The 21,859-nt window shown below is 45.8% G+C and carries 21 protein-coding genes, 12 tRNA genes and 1 pseudogene; 2 read left to right on the forward strand and 32 right to left on the reverse strand.

Annotation, left to right across the window (positions count from 1 at the left end):
* Positions 1–8: 8 nt before the first annotated feature.
* From Q9R46_RS24740 to Q9R46_RS24755, 4 genes and pseudogenes are all read right to left on the reverse strand, one after another.
* On the reverse strand, positions 9–470 hold the full coding sequence (locus tag Q9R46_RS24740) for a hypothetical protein (protein ID WP_311282159.1): 462 nt from the start codon (positions 468–470) through the stop codon (positions 9–11).
* A gap of 12 nt (positions 471–482) precedes the next feature.
* Positions 483–1,095, reverse strand: a pseudogene (locus tag Q9R46_RS24745) (thioesterase II family protein).
* A 360-nt stretch (positions 1,096–1,455) separates the two neighbouring features.
* Positions 1,456–2,250, reverse strand: a complete 795-nt coding sequence (locus Q9R46_RS24750) for a TrmH family RNA methyltransferase (protein ID WP_311282161.1) — start codon at positions 2,248–2,250, stop codon at positions 1,456–1,458.
* 42 nt (positions 2,251–2,292) lie between these two features.
* Entirely contained in the window at positions 2,293–2,955 is a 663-nt protein-coding gene (locus tag Q9R46_RS24755; RefSeq protein WP_145336262.1) for a potassium channel family protein, read from the reverse strand.
* A 168-nt stretch (positions 2,956–3,123) separates the two neighbouring features.
* Between Q9R46_RS24755 and sspI the strand changes: the two genes are divergently transcribed.
* Positions 3,124–3,357 (forward strand): small acid-soluble spore protein SspI, encoded by a 234-nt coding sequence (gene sspI, locus Q9R46_RS24760; RefSeq protein WP_036673259.1) that lies wholly within the window; start codon positions 3,124–3,126, stop codon positions 3,355–3,357.
* Positions 3,358–3,512: 155 nt separating this feature from the next.
* On the opposite strand, the gene Q9R46_RS24765 is transcribed toward sspI, so the two are convergent.
* The 12 genes from Q9R46_RS24765 to Q9R46_RS24820 form a co-directional block, all read right to left on the reverse strand.
* The gene (locus tag Q9R46_RS24765; protein WP_311282174.1) at positions 3,513–5,096 is read right to left on the reverse strand and encodes a peptide chain release factor 3; all 1,584 of its coding nucleotides are present in this window, start codon (positions 5,094–5,096) and stop codon (positions 3,513–3,515) included.
* A gap of 395 nt (positions 5,097–5,491) precedes the next feature.
* Positions 5,492–5,890: a DoxX family protein gene (locus tag Q9R46_RS24770; RefSeq protein ID WP_145336346.1), complete on the reverse strand. Its 399-nt coding sequence runs from the start codon at positions 5,888–5,890 to the stop codon at positions 5,492–5,494.
* A 476-nt stretch (positions 5,891–6,366) separates the two neighbouring features.
* Complete coding sequence (gene zwf, locus Q9R46_RS24775) at positions 6,367–7,917, reverse strand: glucose-6-phosphate dehydrogenase (RefSeq protein WP_311282162.1); 1,551 nt, start codon at positions 7,915–7,917, stop codon at positions 6,367–6,369.
* 178 nt (positions 7,918–8,095) lie between these two features.
* Complete coding sequence (locus tag Q9R46_RS24780) at positions 8,096–8,920, reverse strand: YwmB family TATA-box binding protein (RefSeq protein ID WP_311282175.1); 825 nt, start codon at positions 8,918–8,920, stop codon at positions 8,096–8,098.
* A gap of 244 nt (positions 8,921–9,164) precedes the next feature.
* Positions 9,165–9,833, reverse strand: coding sequence for a response regulator transcription factor (locus Q9R46_RS24785; protein ID WP_311282176.1), 669 nt, complete (start codon positions 9,831–9,833; stop codon positions 9,165–9,167).
* Complete coding sequence (locus Q9R46_RS24790; protein ID WP_311282163.1) at positions 9,775–10,890, reverse strand: sensor histidine kinase; 1,116 nt, start codon at positions 10,888–10,890, stop codon at positions 9,775–9,777. Before Q9R46_RS24790 ends, Q9R46_RS24785 begins: the two co-directional genes overlap by 59 nt.
* A 36-nt stretch (positions 10,891–10,926) precedes the next feature.
* Positions 10,927–11,574 carry a cell wall-active antibiotics response protein LiaF gene (liaF, locus tag Q9R46_RS24795; RefSeq protein ID WP_311282164.1) on the reverse strand — a complete coding sequence of 216 codons (648 nt, stop codon included), beginning with the start codon at positions 11,572–11,574 and terminating at the stop codon, positions 10,927–10,929.
* A gap of 162 nt (positions 11,575–11,736) precedes the next feature.
* Positions 11,737–12,444, reverse strand: a complete 708-nt coding sequence (locus tag Q9R46_RS24800) for a PspA/IM30 family protein (RefSeq protein WP_311282165.1) — start codon at positions 12,442–12,444, stop codon at positions 11,737–11,739.
* Between the two features lies 1 nt (position 12,445).
* Entirely contained in the window at positions 12,446–12,940 is a 495-nt protein-coding gene (locus Q9R46_RS24805) for a PspC domain-containing protein (protein WP_154891096.1), read from the reverse strand.
* A 17-nt stretch (positions 12,941–12,957) separates the two neighbouring features.
* A complete protein-coding gene (locus tag Q9R46_RS24810; RefSeq protein WP_090919706.1) occupies positions 12,958–13,194 on the reverse strand; it encodes a PspC domain-containing protein in 237 nt (78 codons plus the stop codon).
* A 4-nt stretch (positions 13,195–13,198) separates the two neighbouring features.
* Complete coding sequence (locus tag Q9R46_RS24815) at positions 13,199–13,870, reverse strand: PspA/IM30 family protein (RefSeq protein ID WP_123064746.1); 672 nt, start codon at positions 13,868–13,870, stop codon at positions 13,199–13,201.
* 38 nt (positions 13,871–13,908) lie between these two features.
* Entirely contained in the window at positions 13,909–14,217 is a 309-nt protein-coding gene (locus Q9R46_RS24820; protein WP_090919712.1) for a LiaF transmembrane domain-containing protein, read from the reverse strand.
* Positions 14,218–14,728: 511 nt separating this feature from the next.
* On the opposite strand from Q9R46_RS24820, the gene Q9R46_RS24825 reads away from it, so the two are divergent.
* Positions 14,729–17,149: a helix-turn-helix domain-containing protein gene (locus tag Q9R46_RS24825; RefSeq protein WP_311282166.1), complete on the forward strand. Its 2,421-nt coding sequence runs from the start codon at positions 14,729–14,731 to the stop codon at positions 17,147–17,149.
* 69 nt (positions 17,150–17,218) lie between these two features.
* Here Q9R46_RS24825 and Q9R46_RS24830 read toward each other — a convergent pair whose 3' ends face one another.
* From Q9R46_RS24830 to Q9R46_RS24905, 16 genes are all read right to left on the reverse strand, one after another.
* The gene (locus Q9R46_RS24830) at positions 17,219–18,151 is read right to left on the reverse strand and encodes a class I SAM-dependent methyltransferase (RefSeq protein ID WP_311282167.1); all 933 of its coding nucleotides are present in this window, start codon (positions 18,149–18,151) and stop codon (positions 17,219–17,221) included.
* Positions 18,152–18,406: 255 nt separating this feature from the next.
* On the reverse strand, positions 18,407–19,171 hold the full coding sequence (locus Q9R46_RS24835; RefSeq protein WP_311282168.1) for an anti-sigma factor domain-containing protein: 765 nt from the start codon (positions 19,169–19,171) through the stop codon (positions 18,407–18,409).
* The gene (locus tag Q9R46_RS24840) at positions 19,171–19,746 is read right to left on the reverse strand and encodes an RNA polymerase sigma factor (RefSeq protein ID WP_311282169.1); all 576 of its coding nucleotides are present in this window, start codon (positions 19,744–19,746) and stop codon (positions 19,171–19,173) included. The genes Q9R46_RS24835 and Q9R46_RS24840 overlap by 1 nt, the downstream gene beginning before the upstream one ends.
* Positions 19,747–19,795: 49 nt before the next feature.
* The gene (locus Q9R46_RS24845; protein WP_311282171.1) at positions 19,796–20,365 is read right to left on the reverse strand and encodes a plastocyanin/azurin family copper-binding protein; all 570 of its coding nucleotides are present in this window, start codon (positions 20,363–20,365) and stop codon (positions 19,796–19,798) included.
* 210 nt (positions 20,366–20,575) lie between these two features.
* Positions 20,576–20,654: transfer RNA gene (locus Q9R46_RS24850), tRNA-Leu, on the reverse strand.
* Positions 20,655–20,686: 32 nt separating this feature from the next.
* Positions 20,687–20,760, reverse strand: a tRNA-Cys gene (locus tag Q9R46_RS24855).
* Between the two features lie 6 nt (positions 20,761–20,766).
* Positions 20,767–20,841: transfer RNA gene (locus Q9R46_RS24860), tRNA-Gly, on the reverse strand.
* A gap of 4 nt (positions 20,842–20,845) precedes the next feature.
* Positions 20,846–20,920: transfer RNA gene (locus Q9R46_RS24865), tRNA-Gln, on the reverse strand.
* 14 nt (positions 20,921–20,934) lie between these two features.
* Positions 20,935–21,007, reverse strand: a tRNA-His gene (locus Q9R46_RS24870).
* A gap of 28 nt (positions 21,008–21,035) precedes the next feature.
* Positions 21,036–21,109 (reverse strand) — tRNA-Trp (locus Q9R46_RS24875).
* Between the two features lie 5 nt (positions 21,110–21,114).
* A tRNA-Tyr gene (locus Q9R46_RS24880) sits at positions 21,115–21,200 on the reverse strand.
* Between the two features lie 9 nt (positions 21,201–21,209).
* Positions 21,210–21,285: transfer RNA gene (locus tag Q9R46_RS24885), tRNA-Thr, on the reverse strand.
* A 21-nt stretch (positions 21,286–21,306) separates the two neighbouring features.
* Positions 21,307–21,379: transfer RNA gene (locus Q9R46_RS24890), tRNA-Phe, on the reverse strand.
* A gap of 96 nt (positions 21,380–21,475) precedes the next feature.
* Positions 21,476–21,553 (reverse strand) — tRNA-Asp (locus tag Q9R46_RS24895).
* Positions 21,554–21,581: 28 nt separating this feature from the next.
* Positions 21,582–21,655, reverse strand: a tRNA-Met gene (locus Q9R46_RS24900).
* A gap of 16 nt (positions 21,656–21,671) precedes the next feature.
* Positions 21,672–21,747: transfer RNA gene (locus Q9R46_RS24905), tRNA-Val, on the reverse strand.
* Between the last annotated feature and the right edge of the window lie 112 nt (positions 21,748–21,859).

A 21,859-nucleotide genomic window follows, 5' to 3' on the forward strand; every position in this document is an offset into this window, starting at 1 on the left:
TCCACTTCTTAATTGGAATGGGAATCGAACTTTGCAATTATTATATGGATCATCTGATCTGATAACCCTTTTACCGCCAGTATGCTTTTCAAACGATCTATTATCTCATTCTTTTCGCCCTTACTAAGCATGCCCCGTTCTCCGTGAAGTTCATCATACCTTTGTTTCATGCCTATAATGGGCTCTATTACACCAGTAGAAAATTCATCTTTGTCCCAATTCTGGTTACGAGAACTAACTGCCATAGTAATGCAGGCTGATAGAAAATCCTTATCTGATTGCAACTTATTGCCCAAGTCCCTCTGTTCCCATTTCGGTAATGTGTCTGTCATTCGAATTAATTCACTCAAGTCACGTTCGAATGAATAGGGATTGATTTCCTTCATATGGTTAACAAGAAGGTTGTACAATACTTTTTTAGGCCCAATTTCGATACCGGTATCTACTTTCTGGCTTTTTAGAAACATCATGCTTTCCTGCCATCAATGATTTTGCCACCCTCCTATTGGCGACTTCAGCATATAATCATATATCCCATCTATAATAGTAAAATCACAATCCAACTTACTCTCACGACGTATGTAGCGGTAATTTTCCGTTATTCTGAGATCTGATTTTATAATTGGAAGGAAATATTCCTTTAGCATGGGGTCTTGAAATATTTCAGAGGGCGTCCCTCCCATTGCCATAAGCTCATTTACTAACGCTGGTATCGGTAATGTATGCAAAATTTTATTGTTGCTTGTGTAATCTGGGGGTTGCTTGGCGGCAAAGAAAATATGATGAGGATTTAGTCCCAGTAAATCTTTAATTTTGTGTGCAAGTTCATATGCGATTAAGCTGCCCATACTATAACAATAAAGCAAAAGGTGTTTCCTTAATATTGAATCTTTCATGCATACGTGCGTATATATCATCAACAGCCTCATGCAAATTTCGATATAAGGCTTCATGACTCCTAGTTCCTCTCCCTGCAAGCTCAATCAGACATAATTCCACCTCAGGATTAAGTGATTTCCTCCATTTTTCATATAAAGTCACTGAACCTCCGGCATATGGAATACAGATTAGTTCCATTTTCCTCATAAAACACATTCCTTTGAAATATATAGTAAAATAGTACTATTCATATGATAACATATAGTTATTTTTTTTCAACTTTTATCCAAGGTAATTATTTGAATATATAGATATCAGTATAATAAAATGTAATTTGAAAATTTTATTCCTCTTATATAATCAAATTGAATATATTCCCAAAAGCACTATCATAAAATACCTTACCACTTTTTTTCAGTCCTTCCGATTACACATAAACGAAAAATTACTAAAGAAAAATAATGTGAACTAAATAAAAAAAGTTCTGAAGATCGAGAGATTCTTGATCTTCAGAACTAAAACGTCTTATGCATAAGATGACAGATGTTTTACACAACCTGTAGTTTTTGCGTTTTATTACATACTAAACATCCGTTGCCGCATCGCCTCGAACAACAATATCGTTGCTGCCATAGCCGCGTTAAGCGACTCTGCCTGTCCTTGCATAGGAATCGTAATTGCGTCATCAACGAGCTGTGCCGTGGTGTCCGAGATGCCCTTGCCTTCATTGCCAATGACTAGCCACGCCGGCTGGGTAAAATCATAACTGTAGCACGAATGCTCTGCCTGCAAAGAGGTGCTAACCAGCCTCACACCCGCCGCTTTTGCTTCAGGAAGCAACGACTGTAGTTCTCCCTCCACAATGGGCAAATGGAACAAAGAGCCCATCGTTGATCGAATCGTCTTGGGATTATACACATCCGCACAACCAGCGCCAAGAACGACACCTGCCGCTCCGGCAGCATCCGCACTGCGAATGATCGTGCCCACATTTCCGGGATCTTGCACATTGTCCAGCACAACCACCAACCCTTGCGGCTCTGCAATCAGACTTTGCAGTGGCTCTTTGCTTTTTCGTACAATGGCAAATACCGGCTGAGGGGTCATCGTATCCGTACATTTGGCGATCACGGCAGGAGACACACTGACCCACTCGACTCGCTTCAATGGATTCTCCAGTCCAGTCAGCTCTGCAGGCACTCCCTGCTCACCGTCGTACACGATACACTCCAGATCAGCTCCGGCGCGTAATGCTTCCTGTACGAGATGAATGCCCTCAATTATATATTTATGTTGACGGGTTCGATGCTTTTTCTCCAGCAACTGAGCCCACTCTTTTACACGTGTATTTTGCGGTGATACAATATCCATCGTTCCATCCTTCCCATTTTCGGGCTCACTATTATTCCTTAATCACTTCGGATAGGCCAGCTCCAGCTTGGTCAGATGATCCTTGTGCCCGACAATAACCAGCACATCTCCATCTGCGATCCGATCCTCGGCATAAGGAGAAATGTTCATCGAACCCCCGCTTTTAATCGCCATGACGTTACAGCCAAATCGTGCCCGAATGTTCAGCTCCAGCAGGTTTTTGCCAATCATCTGCTCAGACGCCTTCATCTCCAAAATGCTGTAATCCTCGGATAATTCAATATAGTCCAGAATGTTAGGGGACGTTAAGTGATGCGCTACACGCAGACCCATATCCCGCTCCGGGTAAATCACTTTGTCCGCACCAATCTTCTGCAGCACCTTGCCATGTAATTCATTCTGAGCTTTTACAATCAGTACGGGCACACCCATATCCTTCAATATCAAAGTAGTCAAAATACTCGCCTGTATATCTTCGCCAATCGCTACAACGACAACATCAAAATTACGTATGCCCAGCGCTCGTAGCGCTTCTTCATCCGTTGAGTCTGCCGATACCGCATGGGTTACCACATTGGACATTTCCTGCGTCCGCTGCTCGTTCGCATCAATCGCCAGCACGTCAAATCCCATGCCGCTCAGTGCATTCGCTATACTTGATCCGAATCGCCCCATACCGATTACAGCATATTGTTTCTTCGCCATCAGGGTATTTAACCTCCCGCTGCATTACGGCAAGACGTACCCGTTCTGGTACGATGCCAACGTAAATAATCCTTCGTAGTATACCACAAAGACGGAAAAACTTGAATGCGCTCACCCTTCACAGGGAACAGTAATACAGCAGCCGAATAAACCGAGGAGGGAATTGCGATGCCCATTACTTTAAGCCTGCGTGAAGCGATTGTTCATAAGGTTCATGACAAAAGTGATGACCAGCTCCGGGAGATGATCGAAGGTTCAGTAGACGGACCCGAAGCAGCGTTGCCTGGACTTGGGGCCATTTTCGAAATGATCTGGAAGAACACAGAGCCTGCCAAGCAGGAGGAACTGATTCAGATCGCGCAGGAGCATCTGCACACCATTCCCGTTCAACCGCTTCGATAATCGAAGCACTGGCGGGTGAAGGGAACCATCAAACCGTTTGTTCTGTCTGCAAAAAAAACTCTCCTAACCCGGCAGGATAAATGCTGCCTATAGGTAAGGGTAAAACAAGAAATCCCTCCACCAATCGGCGGAGGGATTTCATTATATCAGGAACATTAAGGCGCAGTTTCAAGGAACTTCGCTGTCGGATTTTTATCGATCGCCGTTCTCATCGCATACTCATTCTCGAAGAGTACAACATAGTTTCCTTTTTTATCTTTTACCAGGGCAGAGTTAATCCGGAATTTACTCGGGTCTAAGTTCTCGTCCACGATCCAGCGGGCAAACTGATACTGCATCCGTTGCAACTGCACATCTACCCCGTATTCACCCTTCATTCGGTATTCGAATACCTCGAACTGGAGCTGACCGACTACGCCCAGAATGGTCTCATCAAAGCTTACCGTGTTAAATACCTGAATCGTACCTTCCTCCGTAAGCTGATCGATCCCTTTTTGATACTGCTTGTGTTTCAGGGCATTTTTAACCGTTACTTTGGCAAAAATCTCTGGCGAGAACGTTGGCAATTCATCAAATACCACTTCACTGCCCTGACTCAGCGAATCTCCAATCCGGAAGATGCCCGGATCGAACAGACCGATGATGTCGCCTGCATAAGCCTCTTCGACAATATCCCGATCCTGTGCCAGGAATTGCTGCGGCTGGGACAGCTTGATTTCTTTGCCTACACGATTATGCTTCACGCTCATGCCGCGCTCGAATTTACCTGATACAATCCGCAAGAAAGCGATCCGGTCGCGGTGCGCAGGGTTCATATTCGCCTGAATTTTGAATACATAACCAGAGAACTTCTCATTCGTTGGTTCAATCTCGCCTGCGGTACTGCGGCGCGGTTCCGGCTTCGGAGCCAGCTCCAGGAAGTTCTCGAGGAACGTCTGCACACCGAAATTGTTGATGGCACTACCGAAGAAAATTGGAGTAAGTTCACCCTTCTGTACCTTTTCCATATCAAACGGGTCACCTGCTACATCCAAAAGCTCTAGCTCCTGACATAGCTGATCATGAAGGTACTCACCCGCCATCTCGCGGATAATCGGATCTTTATATCCATCGACTTTTTGTACTTTGATCGTCGAATGATCGTCGCCTTGGAACAGCTCCACCTGATTTTTCATCCGGTCGTACACACCGCACAGATCACGGCCCGTACCGATCGGCCAGTTCATAGGCACGGAGCGAATACCCAATACGTTTTCCAGTTCTTCCATCAGGTCAAACGGACTTTGTCCCTCACGGTCGAGCTTGTTGATAAACGTAAAGATCGGAATGCCACGCTTCGCACACACTTGGAACAATTTAATCGTCTGTGCCTCGACACCTTTTGCCACGTCAATCAACATTACCGCGCTGTCGGCAGCGGTCAGCGTACGATACGTGTCTTCACTGAAGTCTTGGTGACCTGGAGTATCCAAAATATTAACCCGATGATCCAGATAATCGAACTGCATGACAGAGGACGTAACCGAGATCCCCCGCTGTTTCTCGATTTCCATCCAGTCACTTGTCGCGTGTTTGCTTGCTTTCCGGGCTTTAACCGTTCCCGCAAGACGAATCGCGCCTCCGAACAAAAGCAGCTTCTCGGTCAATGTCGTTTTACCCGCATCGGGGTGAGAGATAATGGCAAACGTGCGACGTTTGTCCACTTCCTTTTGAAGAATGTTATTTGCAGCTTTGCTCATAGCGTCTATCCCTTTCATCCGTTCATTCACGTTAATCCGGCCAGCGCCGGTCATCCATAGATTCTCTTTGTAAACTTTCAAACTTAATTGTAAAATCTCAAACTTTATGCCACCCGGCTAAACCGCTGGATTATAAACTTGCATGTCATCCTCATCAACAGAGGTACACGATAAATTCATTTTACACATTTACAATGGAGTTCATCCTTTCAGATCAGTGCTTCCATTCATGCTTTTTCCCTCGTTCTCAATTCAACTCTCCTATTGTACCATAATCTGTACCGAAAATAACCGATTACGTTCCATCAATTCAACACTTTTCTTCGCAAAAAAAGAACCCTTCCGCCATGTAACTGGCATCCAGGTTCTTCTCATGTCTTACAGATCATTCGATTTTAGAAAATCAGTGCATCCAGCGCATATTGCCCGCCGCCTGTCAGAGCCAGAGCTACGCCCACCACAAGGATGGCTAGGTTATACTCGAATCCGTTCTGTGTAGACCAGTAACCGTTAGCACCATGTACTTTAACGATGGCAATCACCATGGTCAGTGCGATCAGGATTCCGCCTACCGGTGTCAGCAGACCCAATGCCAGAAGCAAGCCCCCGCCGAATTCAGCAAGTCCTGCCAGCAGAGCAAGCAGTGCGCCCGGCTTCATGCCAATCGATTCAAACCAGCCGCCAGTACCTTTGATTCCGTAGCCCCCGAACCATCCAAACAGCTTCTGTGCCCCATGCGCCATAAACGACAAACCAATCACCAAACGAATCAACAACAATCCTACATCCAACATCATTCTCTTTTCCTCCATTCGATATATACAAAATAGTATTCTTAGATTAAAGATATTATGCGAAAATTTTTTCATGATACTGTCTGCCCGCAAACCCCTTCAACTGGTTTACCTTTTATCTCATGAATGTTCCTCTGTGTCGGATTTCTGTATGATGTTTGCCCGAACGCAGCAGGTCTTTTGCTTAACTCTTTAACTCATGTGTTGAGTATAAGTTATCGACTTACTTTTTGTCAACAACTTAATTTAAATTATTTATTTCCTTTTGGTGAAATCTCTTAGGATCTACTTCTTTGCCCGTGATTTCGATTCACTATCAACGAAAAAAAGCCCGAAAAACCGCATTTTCATGCCATTTTTCAAGGCCCTCTTCAAACTGAAAAATCCAATGACAACCTCACCTATAGGATGTCGGTTATCCCCGATTTACGAAATTCCTTATGCTCCCTTACCTCATTATCGCTTACTTTGTGCCCTTAACCATTTACATGCCAAATGACGCTATCCTCATCCTGCCCGTTCACCGGCCACCAGTGGAAACCATCCTGCTCCAGCAGTTTGGCTGTCGCCTCCGGACCCCACGTTCCTGCCGGATACGTGTGCAGTTCACCCTGATTACGCCCCCAAGCGGCCGCGATCCGATCGACAAAAGACCAAGCGGTCGCCACTTCATCCCAGCGGGTGAAGTACGTGGAGTCGCCTTCTGCTGCATCATGCAGCAGGCGCTCATAAGCCTCGGGCGAATTGATTCCGATCATGCAGCTCTGGCAGAAGTCCATCGCCAGGGGCTGAATCTCGGAATCCGAGCCCGGCTTTTTGGCATTGATTTTGATATAAATGCCTTCCATCGGATTTACCCGAATCACGAGCAGATTCGGCTCCAGCTTATATTTTTTGCCGAGGTATACGTTATTCGGCATCGATTTGAACTCAACCACAATTTCCGTTGTTTTCACCGGTAGACGTTTGCCTGTCCGAATGTAGAACGGCACACCGGCCCAGCGAAAGTTATCAACGAATACACGTGCTGCAAAGTACGTCTCCGTATTGGACTCCGGATCAACCTTGTCCTCCTGACGGTAGCCCGGAAGCTGTTTGCCGCGGGACTCTCCTTCCGTATACTGGGCACGTACAACGTTGCTACGCACATCTTCATCCGACGTAAATTCGCGAAGGGATCGAAGCACCTTCACCTTCTCATCCCGGATATCCTCCGGGAACAGACGGCTTGGCGCTTCCATCGCAATCATCGTCAGCATCTGCAACATATGATTCTGACCCATATCACGCAAGGCGCCGGAATGATCATAATATCCACCGCGCTCTTCAACGCCCACCGTTTCCCCCAGTGTAATCTGAACGTTTGCGATGTGTTTATTGTTCCAGAGCGGTTCGAAGAAGGCGTTCCCGAAGCGAATCACCTCGATATTTTGCACCATTTCCTTACCCAGATAGTGGTCAATCCGATAGATTTCCTCTTCCTTAAACACCTCGCGGATCTGTTCATTCAGCTTCTCCGCCGAAGGCAGATCATATCCAAACGGCTTCTCAATCACCAGACGATTCCATCCGCTGCTCTCCAGCATGCCGCCATCTCTCAAACTGTACGACACGCTGCCAAACAACTCAGGCGCCAGTGCCAGATAGAACAGCCGATTTCCCGGTGTTTTGAATTTAGCTTCCAGTCGTTCTGTCTGCTCCCTCAGTTCTCGGAACCCGTCCACGTTGTTAATATCCAGTGATTTATATTCGAAATGCTCGGCAAAAGCGTTCCACTCCTGCGTATCCCCTGCCGGGTAACGGCAGAACTCCTGGATAGATTCAAGCAGATCGTCCCGGAACTGTTCCTGTGACCTCGGACGGCGCGCTACGCCAATAACCGCAAAGTCATCAGCAAGCTTGCCTTCACGGTATAAACTGTAGATGGCCGGAAACAACTTCCGGCGGGCCAGATCGCCCGTTGCTCCAAAAATGAAAAACACTGCACCTGGTGTCTGTACTTCACTTTGCATCTGTTTATTGTCCATAGGCTCCTCTTTCCTCCGGGAAGATCTTCTAATCTGCTTCCCGAGCTATGTAATAGTGTTCAGTTCAGCCGATCTCATTAAACTAAATGACAATTACCAGCAAGTCCCAACTTGGATGTGATGCTATTTTAGCATATCGCCTGCCGGGATTCAGCTACAATATCATTACCTCCGTCACTTAATATTCAATCGTGATCACCGGAAAACCGACAGTAACACGCGCATCATCCTGCCCACTGACTTGATGTACCGCAAGCTGCATATTTAATAGGTGTGCACCGCTTTGAATCTCCAGCGGTAACTCTGACACCTGGTAGGAAACACTGGCTGTAGCTCCATCCTCATAACGCTCAATTGCTACCATTTCCAGTTCACCAGAGAGCTTGCCCTCCAGCGCCGCTAACTGTTCACCGGCCTTTCTCTCCACACCAACCTGAGCCATATTGGATATATCTATTGTGGATGGATTGCCATTCCCCTTGCTCATCTTACTTAACTTGCCCTGCACGGACATATTCCAGCTTGCTTGCAAGCCGAGTTTATTCATTACCTCTCCCACCTGTTCATGTGAAGCAAGCAATGCCTGCCGATCCAGTTCTGCTCCTCCTGCCAACTGTACGATCACATAATATTCATCCTGTTCTGTACTCGCCACATTAAGCAGCAACCCTATTGGAGATTCAGACACGCCAACATTCCCTTCACTTCGATATACAATATGTCCGGTTTGAACATCCTGAACGGGTGCTTCAAGTCCCAGATCGGCGGCCAGCTTATCAGCTTGCGTACGAGCATCTCCTTGGCCTGCGACTTGCCATTTGATCACCCATTGATCTGCATGTTTGATAACTGCATCTGCTGTATGTAACAGTTGCTCCAGTCCTGCCACTTCGGTACCAGAAGCTTTCTTTTCTACTTCTACATTCGTTGCATATACCTGTGTAACTCCGATTAAAATTATAATGGCTATGGCAATGACCCCTATATTCATCCAACTTTTCACCAAGTGAATCCTCCGTTCGCTCTGCCAATCTATGAATCTATCAACAGCATGCCCCCTTCCGGCTTGACCTATACCCTTTTACGAAACTCACTATGGATGCACAAAAAAAAGCCCCTCCACCACCTTAGGGCAGAACGAGCTTTCTGTTATATTCAACCTTGATTCTTTCATCTGAAATAATTCAAAATTTTGTTTATTTCCATTCCAGACCCATACCTTGCGGCTACCTGGCTATCGTATCAACTTACTCGGCTAATCCATTCTTATAGGCGTAGATCGCGGCCTGTGTCCGGTCATCCACATCCAGCTTCGCCAGCAGGTTGGTTACATGGAACTTAACCGTCTTAATACCGATGATCAATTCGTCCGCAATATCCTGATTGGACTTGCCCTGGGCCAGCAAACGCAGAACATCCATTTCCCGTTCGGTTAACTCTTCATGTAAAGGTGCCGCCGCTTGCGGCTGTCTGAACCGATTCATCATCTTGGATGCTACCTGTGACTCCAGAACAGATTGCCCACGGGCAGCAGCACGAATCGCATCAGCTACCTCATTGGCTCTGGACGTTTTCAGCAGATAGCTGAAAGCTCCTGCTTCAATGACTGGATACATTTTCTCATCGTCCAGATAACTGGTCAGCACAATAACTTTGCATTCCGGGTTCATTTTGAGCACCTGACGTGTCGCTTCGATGCCATCCATGCCTTCCATGACAAGATCCATCAGCACAACGTCCGGCTTATACTCCTGGGCAAGCCTGATGCCTTCCTCTCCGCTTCCGGCTTCACCGATGACTTCAATGCCGTCTTCCGTATCCAGAACCGCGGCAAGACCTATACGCACCATCTCATGATCATCCACGAGCAACACTCTGATCGACGCTTCCGTCTCCGTTTCCACTTCCGGTTCCATTGACATGTTCTACCTCGCTTTCATCGTTCATCAAAGGGATGGTAATCTCAATCCGTGTTCCTTTGCCAGGTGCCGTCACAAATTGAATGGCTCCCCCAATCTCAGTAACCCGTTCACGCATATTCGCCAAACCATAGGAGGCCTGCTTCTGTTCATCCAGATCAAAGCCCTGCCCGTCGTCCCGAATCAGTACACGAACCGCATCCATTCGGCGCTGTAACCTGATCTCCATTTTCTCCGCTTTTGCGTGACGCAACGTATTCGACATCGCTTCTTGCACGATCCGGAATAAATGGTTCTCAATCCCTTTGACCAGATGAATATCTTCGTCCATCTCCAGCACGATCTCCATCGGTACTTTGGTTTTCAGTTCCATCACCAGATCACGCAAACCTTGCTCCAACTGTTTTCCCTCCAGGTAGACTGGCCGAAGATGCAACAACAAAGCCCTCATCTCGGACTGAGCCACGGAAGCCATTTCTTCAATCAAGGCAACCTGCCGCTGTGCCCGTTCAAAATCCTTCTCCATCTTCCGGCCTACCGCCGTTGCTGTCATCGAGATCGCGAATAGCTGCTGTGATACCGCGTCATGCAATTCCCTTGCAAGCCGCTGTCTCTCCTCTACAATGGCTGTAATTCTGGCCTGTTCGGCAAGCTGTGCATTGTTCGTGGACAACCGCTGGAGGGATGACACCTGATCCTCCCACTTTTTGCCGATGCGACCCAGTTGTTCACTAAGCCGGCCGACATCATCCTGCCCGAGGTCGGGTACGGTGCGGGAGAGCGATCCCTTTTCCCATTGCAGCAACGTTTCCGTTAACAATTCTAGCCGCCTTTTCACCCTGTAACTCTGATAAAATCCAAATACCGCCCCGATTCCGATCAGAAGCAGCAACAGAGCCAGCCCGGATTGAATAAGATGACGCCAGCCTGCAAACGGAGCCAGATAACCATATGTATACAATACATATAAAATAACAGCAAACACAATGAAAACAAGGAGGATCCCTTCACGCATACTTCGGGTAACCATATCGGTATGTTTTCTGTCCTTCATCCGGGACTCCTCCTTTTCCTCATCCATTTCTTAGTACTACGGATTATGAATATTTAAGTCGCCAACAATATACGAAATAATAAATTTCACTTTATATTCACTGGATTCATATCCAGGAGTTCTCCATACCAATTTATTCATCATGCCGCTATCTTGCTCGCCTAACAGATTGATTCGGCCAAACAGCACCGATGCCTCAATCTCAACCCCATAATCCTCAGGCAGCGTTAGACGTACATTGCCCATAACGCCTTGCAACAGCACAATCGTTTGCTTCTCCTCAGGAATAGAGAGGGACAGATCCGCATTGACCTCGCCTATGGCATGCCATAGGCTCATACTGCGCAGCCTCCAGGAGGACTGATCCCAGTAATAACGGGCCATAAAATTTTGTTTTTTCATGACATCATCATGCAGATGAATCTTTTTGTTCTTGGAATAAAAATAAGCTAATGAAGCGAGTACAATTATAAAGACAATCATCAAGTTATCTAGCAATAGCAGGGCTGCACCAACACCAAGATAACGATACCCTTTTTTGGTTTCTCCTTTTCGAATCTGAAGCATTCCAACCGTTAACAGAATAAGTGCGGCAGCCGTCAGCAGGTTCATATTCCGGTTAAAGAGCATGAGAAAACCAACCACAATAATAATGACTGCAATCCAGTGACTTTTTTTACTCATTTCTGCCGCACCTCCTCTGTAAGTTCATCTACGATCTGGATTTTCTTCATTCGACGGAAAAGCCATAGCAGGCAATGAAGTCCTGTATGGCTTAACTTTTGTTCTACGAATCGTATAGGCTACACGATCTATAGAATATCATATTGTCCAGCAAGCGAACAGTTATTCTTTAGAAGTATCGATCGCTTCGTTCTTGGAACCATTGCCCATTTTGTTTTTCAGAGCCTGCAATTGTTGATCTACTTTGAATTGTTTCTCCAGATCAACCGGATTGGTGTAGGATGCTCCGGTATTGCGGTATGGTGCACGGGCTACATCTGCTTCAGCTTCAAGTTGCATGATTTTCTCTTCCATGCGGTGGAATCCAAGGGATGCGCTTCCGCTCTCAATGGAATGCAAGCTGTTGATCGAAGACATTTGTTTCTTAGCTTTAGCCATCTGTGCACGGGATACAAGCTCATTACGTTTGTTGCGCATTTTGTAGAATTCATCTTTCATATCATGCAACTGTTGCAACAGATCTTTCGCTTGTGCTTCAGATTGAGCGTGCAGATCGCGGTATTCCTCAATTTTTTGATCAAAATAAATTTTCTCTTCCAGCAATTTGCGTGCTACTTCTTCCTGACCATTCGACAGAGCAGCTTCAGCTTGGGACTCACGTTGTACCGAAGTACGTTCTGCTTCATCCAGACGTTGCTTCATGCGGCGCTCGTTAGCCATTTGTTTAGCAACAGTCACCTCAGCCTCATGAATTTCGGCCTCCATATCACGCAAGTACTGGTTCAACATTACAATCGGATCTTCCACTTTATCCAACATATCATTTACAGATGCCTTCGTCATATCCTTAATCCGTTTAAATACTCCCATTTTACTTTTCTCCCTTCTCGTAACGAGATAATTTTTGGCGAAGCTCTTCAACTTCTTTTTTCAGTGCTTTCTTCTCAATATCTTTCATCATGGAATCCAGTTCACTTTCGTGCTGGCTTCCTGCGCCATAAGTGTTGTTGTCATAAGAACGCGGGCCGGAATGCGGTCTGCTGTTGTATCCTGGACCAGGACCAAAGCCGGGACCCGGTTGATTAGGGTTGCTGTTAAAAGGATCTCTTGGAGGCTGATGGTCATAACCACCATACCCTCTGCCAGCACCCGGGCCGTAACCATATGGATCATATGGCGGGAAAGGCTCTTTTGGTACGACGAGAGCGGCGATGAAGTAGATTAACAACGTCGTGCCCCCGGTTGCGAAGATACTGATGACGAAGATGATCCGTAGCAGCGTAGAATCCATTCCAATTGCCTCGGATATGCCGCCGATTAGACCGGTCATCATTCGGTCACGCGTTGAGCGGTATAGTTTGCTCATGTGCTTGCTCCTTTCGTTTACTTGTAACCTCTACTGTGATCGGGACCGTATACGTACGGATCTGCGTAGTTAGGTTCCTTAGGTACAACCAATGCTGCTATGAAGTAGATGAATAGAGATGTACCACCCGTTGCGAAGATACTGATGAAGAAAATGATCCGTAGCAGCGTGGTACTTAATCCTAGATTTTCAGATATGCCGCCGATCAAACCTGTCAGCATACGGTTACGCGTTGAGCGGTATAATTTATTCATTTTACTACTCCTTTTTATCGTTATTGAGCTTTTGCTTCAAGCGCTCCAGCTCTTTGTCCAGTGCAGAGGATGACATGTTACCGGATAAGCCGGAACCATCCTGACCCATTCGCCGGATTTCCCGAAGACTCTGTGCCTCATATTCGAGATCGGAGACTTGGTCATCAAGCTTGTTAAACATACCGGGTACGTTTTGACCACTGTAGTTTCCACGTTGATTCATTCGTTGTTGCAACTGAATGGTTTGCATTCGAGCGTAGTAATATTGGCGTTTGCTATACACATTCTGATACTCTGCCTTCAACTGATTGATCTGTTCATCGAGTTCCTGCAGTGCAGCAGCGCTTTGTGTGTACAATTCAGTGTATTGATCCATTTTTTCCTCATGGAGAATTTTCTCTTGCAAAGCCAGCTTGGCGAGATGTTCCTCTCCGGCTTTCAAAGCCATAGATGCCTGTTCCTCTCGTTTGTTAACCATAGCGGCGGCTTGATCTGCCTGCTGTTTCATTTGTCTTGTATGACTCGCATACTGGTGTCGAAGCTTCTCGGCTTCTCCAATGTCTTGGCGGGTCGAGACCAGGAACTGATCAATCAGTTTAACCGGGTCCTGACTTTGCTCCAGATGTTCGTTCAGACTAGCTACGGTGATATCCCGCATTCGACGAAATACACTCATTATGTTCTGTCCCTCCTTTTACTTTATCGTGAAAATTTTTAATAACGGCGACGTGAATTGCGATTGTTGCTCAGCATCGAGATACCGAAGATAATCAATCCGATTGCGATAATCGGCCCGATCAGCCAAGCCAGTTTGCCCATCAGAGATACGATACCGATGATCAGAACGATCCATCCGAGCGTTACATTTCCTCTTTTAATTCCGTAGTACCCTAGTGCAATCATCAAGACCGGAATCAGGTAACCCATCAGATGTCCAAGCAATGGTGTTAACTTTCCGAAGAGAATCAGAGCACCTAGTACAATCAATACAATCGCCCAGCCATTTCCCTTGTTCATTCTCATAATTGTTGTTCACCGCCCTTCCCGATTTTACTTTTTTTGTTCTGAACTTTAACCTAATCGCTGTTAGCCTAATCCCTGCATTTGTTCAATGACTCGTTTAATCCGTTTGTTGAGAACTTGCTTGTTTTTGTTTCCGTGTTTCTTGTTTAACCTTATGTCCTTATTCTAGGGGATTCAGCAACTTTTCAAAACAGACTGCGGACGGTTTTTGATCCTAGACTCAGGTCGGGGATCTGCTTGGACCTTGGACTGTCTGCGGGCAGGACTCGGGGCATTCTCACCAAAACACCGCACTCCGGATACCTGTTATTACCCCTATAACGGAAACATCTCACGGAAGTCCCACCTTCTAATATGAAAAAGCCGTTATCTCTATACGTACGTGAATTATACGTTTTCGTTTCCAAAATTACTTTTTTATCCAAATAAACAAAAATTAGATTGTTCTAATTGAAAGCGTTTACTAAAATAAAGAAGTAATGAAATATATTTTCCATCAAGGGGTGGACACGTGCGATCACTAAGCTATCTCCATAAAATGATTATCTTCGGACTTATGTTAAGTACAGTGCCAATTCTGCTCACGGGAATTGCTGCTTTTATTTATTCTTCTAACCAGACAGAACTGCACCGGACACAAGCGAATCAACAGCTTCTCGAACAGATCCAGTCCAATGTAGAGCACAAACTCGCTACGGTCAGTTACATGCTGGACCAAGCAGTGCGCTCTCCGATTACACTTCGTTCTCTTACGGGCTCTAATTCACTGGGGCGAGTCAGCAAGTTACAAGCGGGCGACCTGCAGACAGAGTTCCAGCATATGAAGTCATGGGAACCTCTGCTAGATATTATCTTGGTCAACCAATCCAAGGATTGGCTTATTAATCATGCTGGCTTTTATGCCAACACTCGCTTCCCGTTATCACTGCCCATGAAAGATCTAATTGCGTATACACTGACCTCGGGATGGCAACTCGCGCCCTCAACCATATTTAGTAACGAAGATGATGACGAGCAGAGAATCTCAGGCCAACGTCTTACAGGTAAAGGCTGCATTTATCACATTACGCTCGCAAGAACGATTCCCGATGCAAGTGCATCGTCCAATGCAGCATTGATTGCTGGAATTCCGGCATGTTATATGCAGAATCCGCTGGCGCAATCTCCGACAACTGAAGCCTCAACCGCCGGTTTAATCATTATAAATCGGGAACAACAGGTCATTGCCCATCCGAATGAATCCTATATTGGACAACCTTTGTCTGCGATAGGCCTGCTTGATCGGGATAACGGAGAACTCATTCAGACATTACCACCTGTAATGTACTCTGACGCCTATGCTGAGCGTGAAGTGCAACTTGCCAATGCAGATTATTCGTTAACTTATAGTCCTTCTACATTAAAAGGGTGGACATATATTCTCATTTCTCCCGAGAATACATTAACTCAAGACTATATTAAAATCGGATTCCATACGTTATATATCAGTATGGCCATACTCTTGCTTTCACTGCTGCTCGCGTGGCTGGGCTCTCAACGAATGCTCGCGCCCATCAGACGAATTCTTACTCAATTAGGCGATAATATCATTCACAAAGGGCATTCCGTGGTACCACATCAGTCTGTGAATAAGCCCGATGAACTGGAACAAATTCGCTTGGGCGTTTCTCAGTTATCTGACGCACACTCTCAACTGGAATCCACTTTAAATCAGCATCAGAACCAAATACGCACCTACGCTATGATGCAGTTACTTCAAGGCAAAACCAGCTTTAAAACATTACACAGCACATTACGAGAACAGGGATATGCTAAACATCCTTCTACGTGGCAACAAATTGCCGTAGTAGCACTACAGCCTGAACTAATAAACCACTCTAAATATAGAATGGAAGATCGCGCTCTGCTCTTGTTTGCCATCCAGAACATGCTTGAAGAGACGCTTCAGACTGATCAGCAACTACTTCCTATCGTGTTGGAACAACATGTTGTAACCGTGATTGGCAGTACGGAGGGAGATCTACTGCTGTTCTCGGAGCATATCTCAAGATTAACAGAACGATTACAGCAACAGATCGGTGAGGTTTTGGATTTGAAGGTCAGTATCGGTCTAAGTCAGCCACATCCATTCATGAGTCACATTCCACAGGCATACAACGAAGCTATAGATGCGCTTAAACATCGGATGCGTCTTGGGACAGGCATTATCGTACAATATAAGCAACATGATTTGGCTTCAGCTGCATGGGCCATGACCTATCCAGAGGCAATAGAGTATTCGTTGCTTCAATCTATTCAGCAAGCAGACGAGACTGTTGCTACCCAACAGCTGACTGAACTGCTAGAGGCTTTATTTTCACTGGAGTGCACTCCAGAAGAGTATCAATACGCCCTCATGCGGCTGTTAACACATATCTTGAAGCTCGCACAAGACAATGGCATTCGACTTGCACAGATCAGTCAGAGCCACCGTTCTCTTTTTCAAGAGCTGCATATTTTACAATCCGCTACTGAGGTGGAGCATTGGTTCAGCCATCAGGTGATCATGCCTGTCATCCACATTTTTAAAGAAAGACAGGTGGCACAATCTCAGCACATTTCAGAGAAAGTGATCGCCATAATCCAGCAAGATTACGACAAAGATCTAACCCTGGACGAATGTGCAATGCGGCTTCATTACAATGCTAACTATTTAAGTAGCGTTTTCCGTAAAGAAACTGGGGCTTCATTTAGTGAGTATTTGACGAGGTACCGACTGAATATCGCCAAAAGATGGCTAGACGAGAGAGATTGGACGGTAAAAGAAATCGCTGAACGTCTTCGCTATACCAATCCGCAAAATTTTATCCGTTCTTTTCGAAAATGGGAGGGGTTGACTCCCGGTAGATACCGGGAGCGTAAAAGACACCCCGAGCGGGCTGTCAAAGGATAGATTAGAACTCCATCAGAAAGAGGGGGCATTTGTTAAACCTTGAAGATGCATTCAAGTTTGTTTTCATGTCTACTTTTGGGCTGCGGACACTGTTTTCATATGTGCTTGTTCTAGCTGAATCAGCATTTTACCAAATCTTGCTCCGCGAGAAAAGGGAATTACGCCGTTCGTATAGGTGTCACGAATATATGTTTCAGCTTTACTTAACGCTACCGCATCGGTGGGCATTTCATAGGTGTGAAGCCACTCAGGAAGCTTTTGAATCAATTCTTCTACCTGAATCTCAAAATCATTCACTTCTCTTGTAATAATCATTGTATATGAATATCCTTTAAGGTAAAGCAACTGCTGGAGGTATGCCATGTCCCCTGCCTTGTAAGGAGCATCCACGCCAAGCACTGTTCTGAGCTCATCCATCAGTGTATGCTCCTTGGCACCGGCAATCGTACTGACATAGAGATACTTTCGGGCACAGTGAATGGCCTGCTCAACCGTTTCCCAATCAGACATCGCGGGGCACATCGAGGCAAAGACGATATCATATTGTTTCTCCCAGCCTTTATCCTGTATAGAGATTTCTTCGAATCGCTCGGGTACAATCGTGATGTTATTTTCCAGTTCAGCAGGAATGGTTTCCTGCATTAACGAGACAAGTAGCGCAGAAGGCTCAACTGCAGTGACTGTAGCTCCCTTTTCTGCAAAAGGAATTGTAAATATACCAGAGGCCGCACCCACATCCAGCACCGAGGCTCCTTCAAATGTTACACCCTGATTTTCAATCCAGCCCATAATGCGTGCCGAGCGGTTCTTGCCTTCCTCGGTAAACGACTGAGCATGATAATTCCGGGCCCAACGTTCGAATGCTTCCTCTGTATCAAAAGGGGCACTTTTTTGCTTATATCTTGAACTTCTCGGGCGGTTCTTCCACGCTTCTTCCCACACACCAAGGTCAAATAATAGTTCTGCATTCGCTGTACTCGGTTGAGTCGTCAGCTTCTTCACGTCCTTCCACATTATAGACTTAATATATCTACAATATACTGAATAAAATTACACGTCAACCTTTATGTTACTTATGTTCAAACGTGAAAACAACACAGAAGGGGGTGAAGCCCTCTTCTGTGTTGTTTTTTAACACTATGGCACTCATTGAGTACGCAGAATTACAACAATCTCTTCTCTCCGGCTTGTCTGAGCTATGGAGGAGTGTTGTCCAGCCATGTATGCAAAAAGAAAGCTGTGTCATGCTGTAACCTCTTAACTTGAGCGAAATATCTGTGGACCACGCGGAGCAAGTCCCGTAGAATCAGGCTCCAACGTAATTGCAATGGAATCATAGCTCCATGCCTGGTTGCCCATAGGAATTGCGAGCACAGCAAGCCTCATCTGATTTTCTATTTTTAGCTTGCCTGCGTTATGGTACGCCTGATCCTTATTCAACCATACCTGATAAACCTCGTTCTTCTCCGTCTGTGGAGGGTTGAACAGGTAGACGACAAACTGCTGATCTTTGCCGGTGCCTACAATACAAGCTACTCCATAACTCGTTCCAGAGGTGAGCGATTCCAACTTCATAACCTTTTGTATTTCAGAGGTCGGCAAATCCCTCGAATTCATCAACGTTACAGATTGTTCGATGCGCTCTTGAATTAAAACTACATTTCCTATCAAACTGGCACCAAGAAGGATAAGTACAGATGCTGCTACAAGATTCACTTTTGGATTATAGCGCTTCGTAAGCCATTTGAATCTGCTACTGCTTTTATGTTGTACAACATCTGGCGCAGAGATTTCGTTGCTTTTCCCCCATGCCGCTTCCATCACCTGTTGTTTTAAATCAGATGGCAACTCCACCTGCTCCGTATGCGTTGGAATCGCCTCCCAACCTAGACGTAATTGCTCTAATTCAAGCTTACATGACGCACAGTCAGCAAGATGCCTTTCGAAAGCTTTGCCCTCCTCTGAGCAAGGATCCGATAAATATTCCAGCATGTATGAGCAGACGGTTATTGACGACGACATTACCACTCTTCCCCTCCCGCAAGCAAATGCTTACGCAGTATTTTCAGTGTCTGGTGCAGTCGGCTTTTAACTGTGCCCAAAGGCTCCTGATAGTGCGAAGCTAACTCACTCAAGCTGTATCCTTGCCAATAAAAATGTTCGAGCAATTGGAGTTGCTGCTGAGACAAGAATGCACGCATTCCTTTAATTTGCTCCTTCAACATTTGTTTTTCAACTTGGCTTTCGACCGATAGTTCTGCAAGCTCTGCCACTCTCTCCAGCTTCTCAGATGTATAATAAGACACCGCCTGGCTCGACATACTTCGTTGCTTACGTAGCCAATCGATAGCTATATGACGTGTGATCGTGATGATCCAGTTCCTGCAATGACCCTTGTTGGGGTCAAATTCAGCCTCTGTTGTCCATATCCTGACAAAAACAGACTGCACCACTTCCCGGGCACCGTCCTCCTGTTGAAGAGCCTTCCAGGCGAATGAGTATATGAGAGAAGCATAACGATCATATAGTTCTGATAATGCTTCTTGCTTTTTTTGTTTAATCAGCAGAATTAGCTGGTAATCGGAATACTCCTGCATTCAAAAGTCTTCCCCTCTCCTGTCAGATCGAGCAATTTCAATCACAGGATTACTTGGAGAGGACTTTAATGACCCCTTTCATACTTGGATGAGGCCCACAGTGATAATTGATCTCGCCCGCCTTTTTAAACGTAACCACTGACTTCTCTCCCTCGCCCAGTAGTCCTGTATCGAAAGAATCGTCTTCTGCAACAACGGAGTGCTCAACTTGATCCTTATTCACAAATTCAACACGATCACCGACCTTGATCTTCAGATCAGCAGTTTGAAATGCAAAATCAGAAATTTCAATTACATACGTTTTGCTTTTCTCTACTTGGGTAACCGCAGGTTTTTTAGTATCTTTAGAAGATTTCGACGTATCATTCTTCTTCTTTGTAGACTTTTTCTTATCTGCAGTCGCAGACGCTGATTTCTTCGGTTTCGTTGGTTGGGTTGGCTTGGCCGCTTTGTTAGCTGTAGAACCCGTCGTTTGTTTGGACGATGGCTTTGAGTCCTTTTTGTCTGTTGATCCCGTCATGTGATGGTGAGCCGATGCTTCTGCACCCGCCAACTGTGGCAATGTTAAACATAGTCCCAATACCAAAAGCAAGGATACATATTTTGCTGATTTGTTCATTACTGCTTTCCTCCCTAAAAATAAAAATTTGTCGCATAAATGTATTCAATGATAAGAAACGAATGATTTCCTTAATCGGTTTGATATCCCTGAATTTTTATTTTAAAGAGCCCTCACGCAACTTAATCATGAGTAGAGTATTGTAGAGTATTAAAACGCAATACAAAAAGAGTTCACTAGAGATAAACCCTAATGAACTCTTTACATAAATACCGGCGAGAGGACTCGAACCTCCACGGTTTCCCACTCGATTTTGAGTCGAGCGCGTCTGCCATTCCGCCACGCCGGCTTATTTGATTGTAGCATATAGTAAAAATATGCTGGAGGCGCCACCCAGATTCGAACTGGGGATAAAGCTTTTGCAGAGCTGTGCCTTACCACTTGGCTATGGCGCCTTATTATGGAGCGGAAGACGGGAATCGAACCCGCGACCCTCGCCTTGGCAAGGCGATGCTCTACCGCTGAGCCACTTCCGCATAATGGCTGGGGATATAGGATTTGAACCTATGCATGACGGAGTCAAAGTCCGTTGCCTTACCGCTTGGCTAATCCCCATTAGAAAACAAAGGGGCGATCGAGGGGAATTGAACCCCCGAATGCCGGATCCACAAACCGGTGCGTTAACCACTTCGCCACGATCGCCATATAGAAATTACTATTAAAAATTAATTGGCAGGGGCAGCAGGAATTGAACCCACACCAACGGTTTTGGAGACCGTTGTTCTACCTTTAAACTATGCCCCTAAAACTGGTGGAGGATGATGGATTCGAACCACCGAACCCGTACGGGAGCAGATTTACAGTCTGATGCGTTTGGCCACTTCGCTAATCCTCCAGGATTACATGGTGCCGGCGAGAGGACTTGAACCCCCAACCTACTGATTACAAGTCAGTTGCTCTACCAGTTGAGCTACACCGGCATATTAAGTTTTCTATCAAGGTGGCTCGGGACGGAATCGAACCGCCGACACGAGGATTTTCAGTCCTCTGCTCTACCGACTGAGCTACCGAGCCATAATAAAGTTTAAGCTTGAGTCGCTACACTTTATCCAGGGCATCAGTGCCATACAGCAGATGTAGTGAACAACTTCCCTCATGTTGAGAGTTAAATGGCGGAACCGACGGGATTCGAACCCGCGATCTCCTGCGTGACAGGCAGGCATGTTAGGCCAACTACACCACGGTTCCAGATCACTTTCGGTTAGGAAAGTTACAATTGCGGGGGCAGGATTTGAACCTGCGGCCTTCGGGTTATGAGCCCGACGAGCTACCGGGCTGCTCCACCCCGCGTCATTAAAAAATTATATGGTGGAGGCTGAGGGGATCGAACCCCCGACCCTCTGCTTGTAAGGCAGATGCTCTCCCAGCTGAGCTAAGCCTCCGAACAACACATTTATGATCTTACCATAAATTCGATATGAAAATCAACTCTTTTTTGAAGTAATGAGTTTCTCATCTCAGTATATAGTTTGAAAATAATGGTGACCCGTAGGG

Source organism: Paenibacillus sp. RRE4, assembly GCF_031844205.1.
Taxonomy (GTDB): Bacteria; Bacillota; Bacilli; order Paenibacillales; family Paenibacillaceae; genus Paenibacillus; species Paenibacillus xylanexedens_B.

What these genes read in the sequence shown, in the direction of transcription:
- Q9R46_RS24805 (WP_154891096.1), bottom strand. Translation starts at nt 12,940, where the DNA reads ATGAGCAAACTATACCGCTCAACGCGTGACCGAATGATGACCGGTCTA.
- Q9R46_RS24815 (WP_123064746.1), bottom strand. Translation starts at nt 13,870, where the DNA reads ATGAGTGTATTTCGTCGAATGCGGGATATCACCGTAGCTAGTCTGAAC.
- Q9R46_RS24755 (WP_145336262.1), bottom strand. Translation starts at nt 2,955, where the DNA reads ATGGCGAAGAAACAATATGCTGTAATCGGTATGGGGCGATTCGGATCA.
- Q9R46_RS24845 (WP_311282171.1), bottom strand. Translation starts at nt 20,365, where the DNA reads ATGAACAAATCAGCAAAATATGTATCCTTGCTTTTGGTATTGGGACTA.
- Q9R46_RS24740 (WP_311282159.1), bottom strand. Translation starts at nt 470, where the DNA reads ATGATGTTTCTAAAAAGCCAGAAAGTAGATACCGGTATCGAAATTGGG.
- Q9R46_RS24790 (WP_311282163.1), bottom strand. Translation starts at nt 10,890, where the DNA reads ATGAAGGACAGAAAACATACCGATATGGTTACCCGAAGTATGCGTGAA.
- Q9R46_RS24765 (WP_311282174.1), bottom strand. Translation starts at nt 5,096, where the DNA reads ATGAGCAAAGCTGCAAATAACATTCTTCAAAAGGAAGTGGACAAACGT.
- zwf (WP_311282162.1), bottom strand. Translation starts at nt 7,917, where the DNA reads ATGGACAATAAACAGATGCAAAGTGAAGTACAGACACCAGGTGCAGTG.
- Q9R46_RS24840 (WP_311282169.1), bottom strand. Translation starts at nt 19,746, where the DNA reads ATGCAGGAGTATTCCGATTACCAGCTAATTCTGCTGATTAAACAAAAA.
- sspI (WP_036673259.1), top strand. Translation starts at nt 3,124, where the DNA reads ATGCCCATTACTTTAAGCCTGCGTGAAGCGATTGTTCATAAGGTTCAT.
- Q9R46_RS24810 (WP_090919706.1), bottom strand. Translation starts at nt 13,194, where the DNA reads ATGAATAAATTATACCGCTCAACGCGTAACCGTATGCTGACAGGTTTG.
- Q9R46_RS24835 (WP_311282168.1), bottom strand. Translation starts at nt 19,171, where the DNA reads ATGTCGTCGTCAATAACCGTCTGCTCATACATGCTGGAATATTTATCG.
- Q9R46_RS24800 (WP_311282165.1), bottom strand. Translation starts at nt 12,444, where the DNA reads ATGGGAGTATTTAAACGGATTAAGGATATGACGAAGGCATCTGTAAAT.
- Q9R46_RS24785 (WP_311282176.1), bottom strand. Translation starts at nt 9,833, where the DNA reads ATGGAACCGGAAGTGGAAACGGAGACGGAAGCGTCGATCAGAGTGTTG.
- Q9R46_RS24750 (WP_311282161.1), bottom strand. Translation starts at nt 2,250, where the DNA reads ATGGATATTGTATCACCGCAAAATACACGTGTAAAAGAGTGGGCTCAG.
- Q9R46_RS24770 (WP_145336346.1), bottom strand. Translation starts at nt 5,890, where the DNA reads ATGTTGGATGTAGGATTGTTGTTGATTCGTTTGGTGATTGGTTTGTCG.
- Q9R46_RS24820 (WP_090919712.1), bottom strand. Translation starts at nt 14,217, where the DNA reads ATGAGAATGAACAAGGGAAATGGCTGGGCGATTGTATTGATTGTACTA.
- liaF (WP_311282164.1), bottom strand. Translation starts at nt 11,574, where the DNA reads ATGAGTAAAAAAAGTCACTGGATTGCAGTCATTATTATTGTGGTTGGT.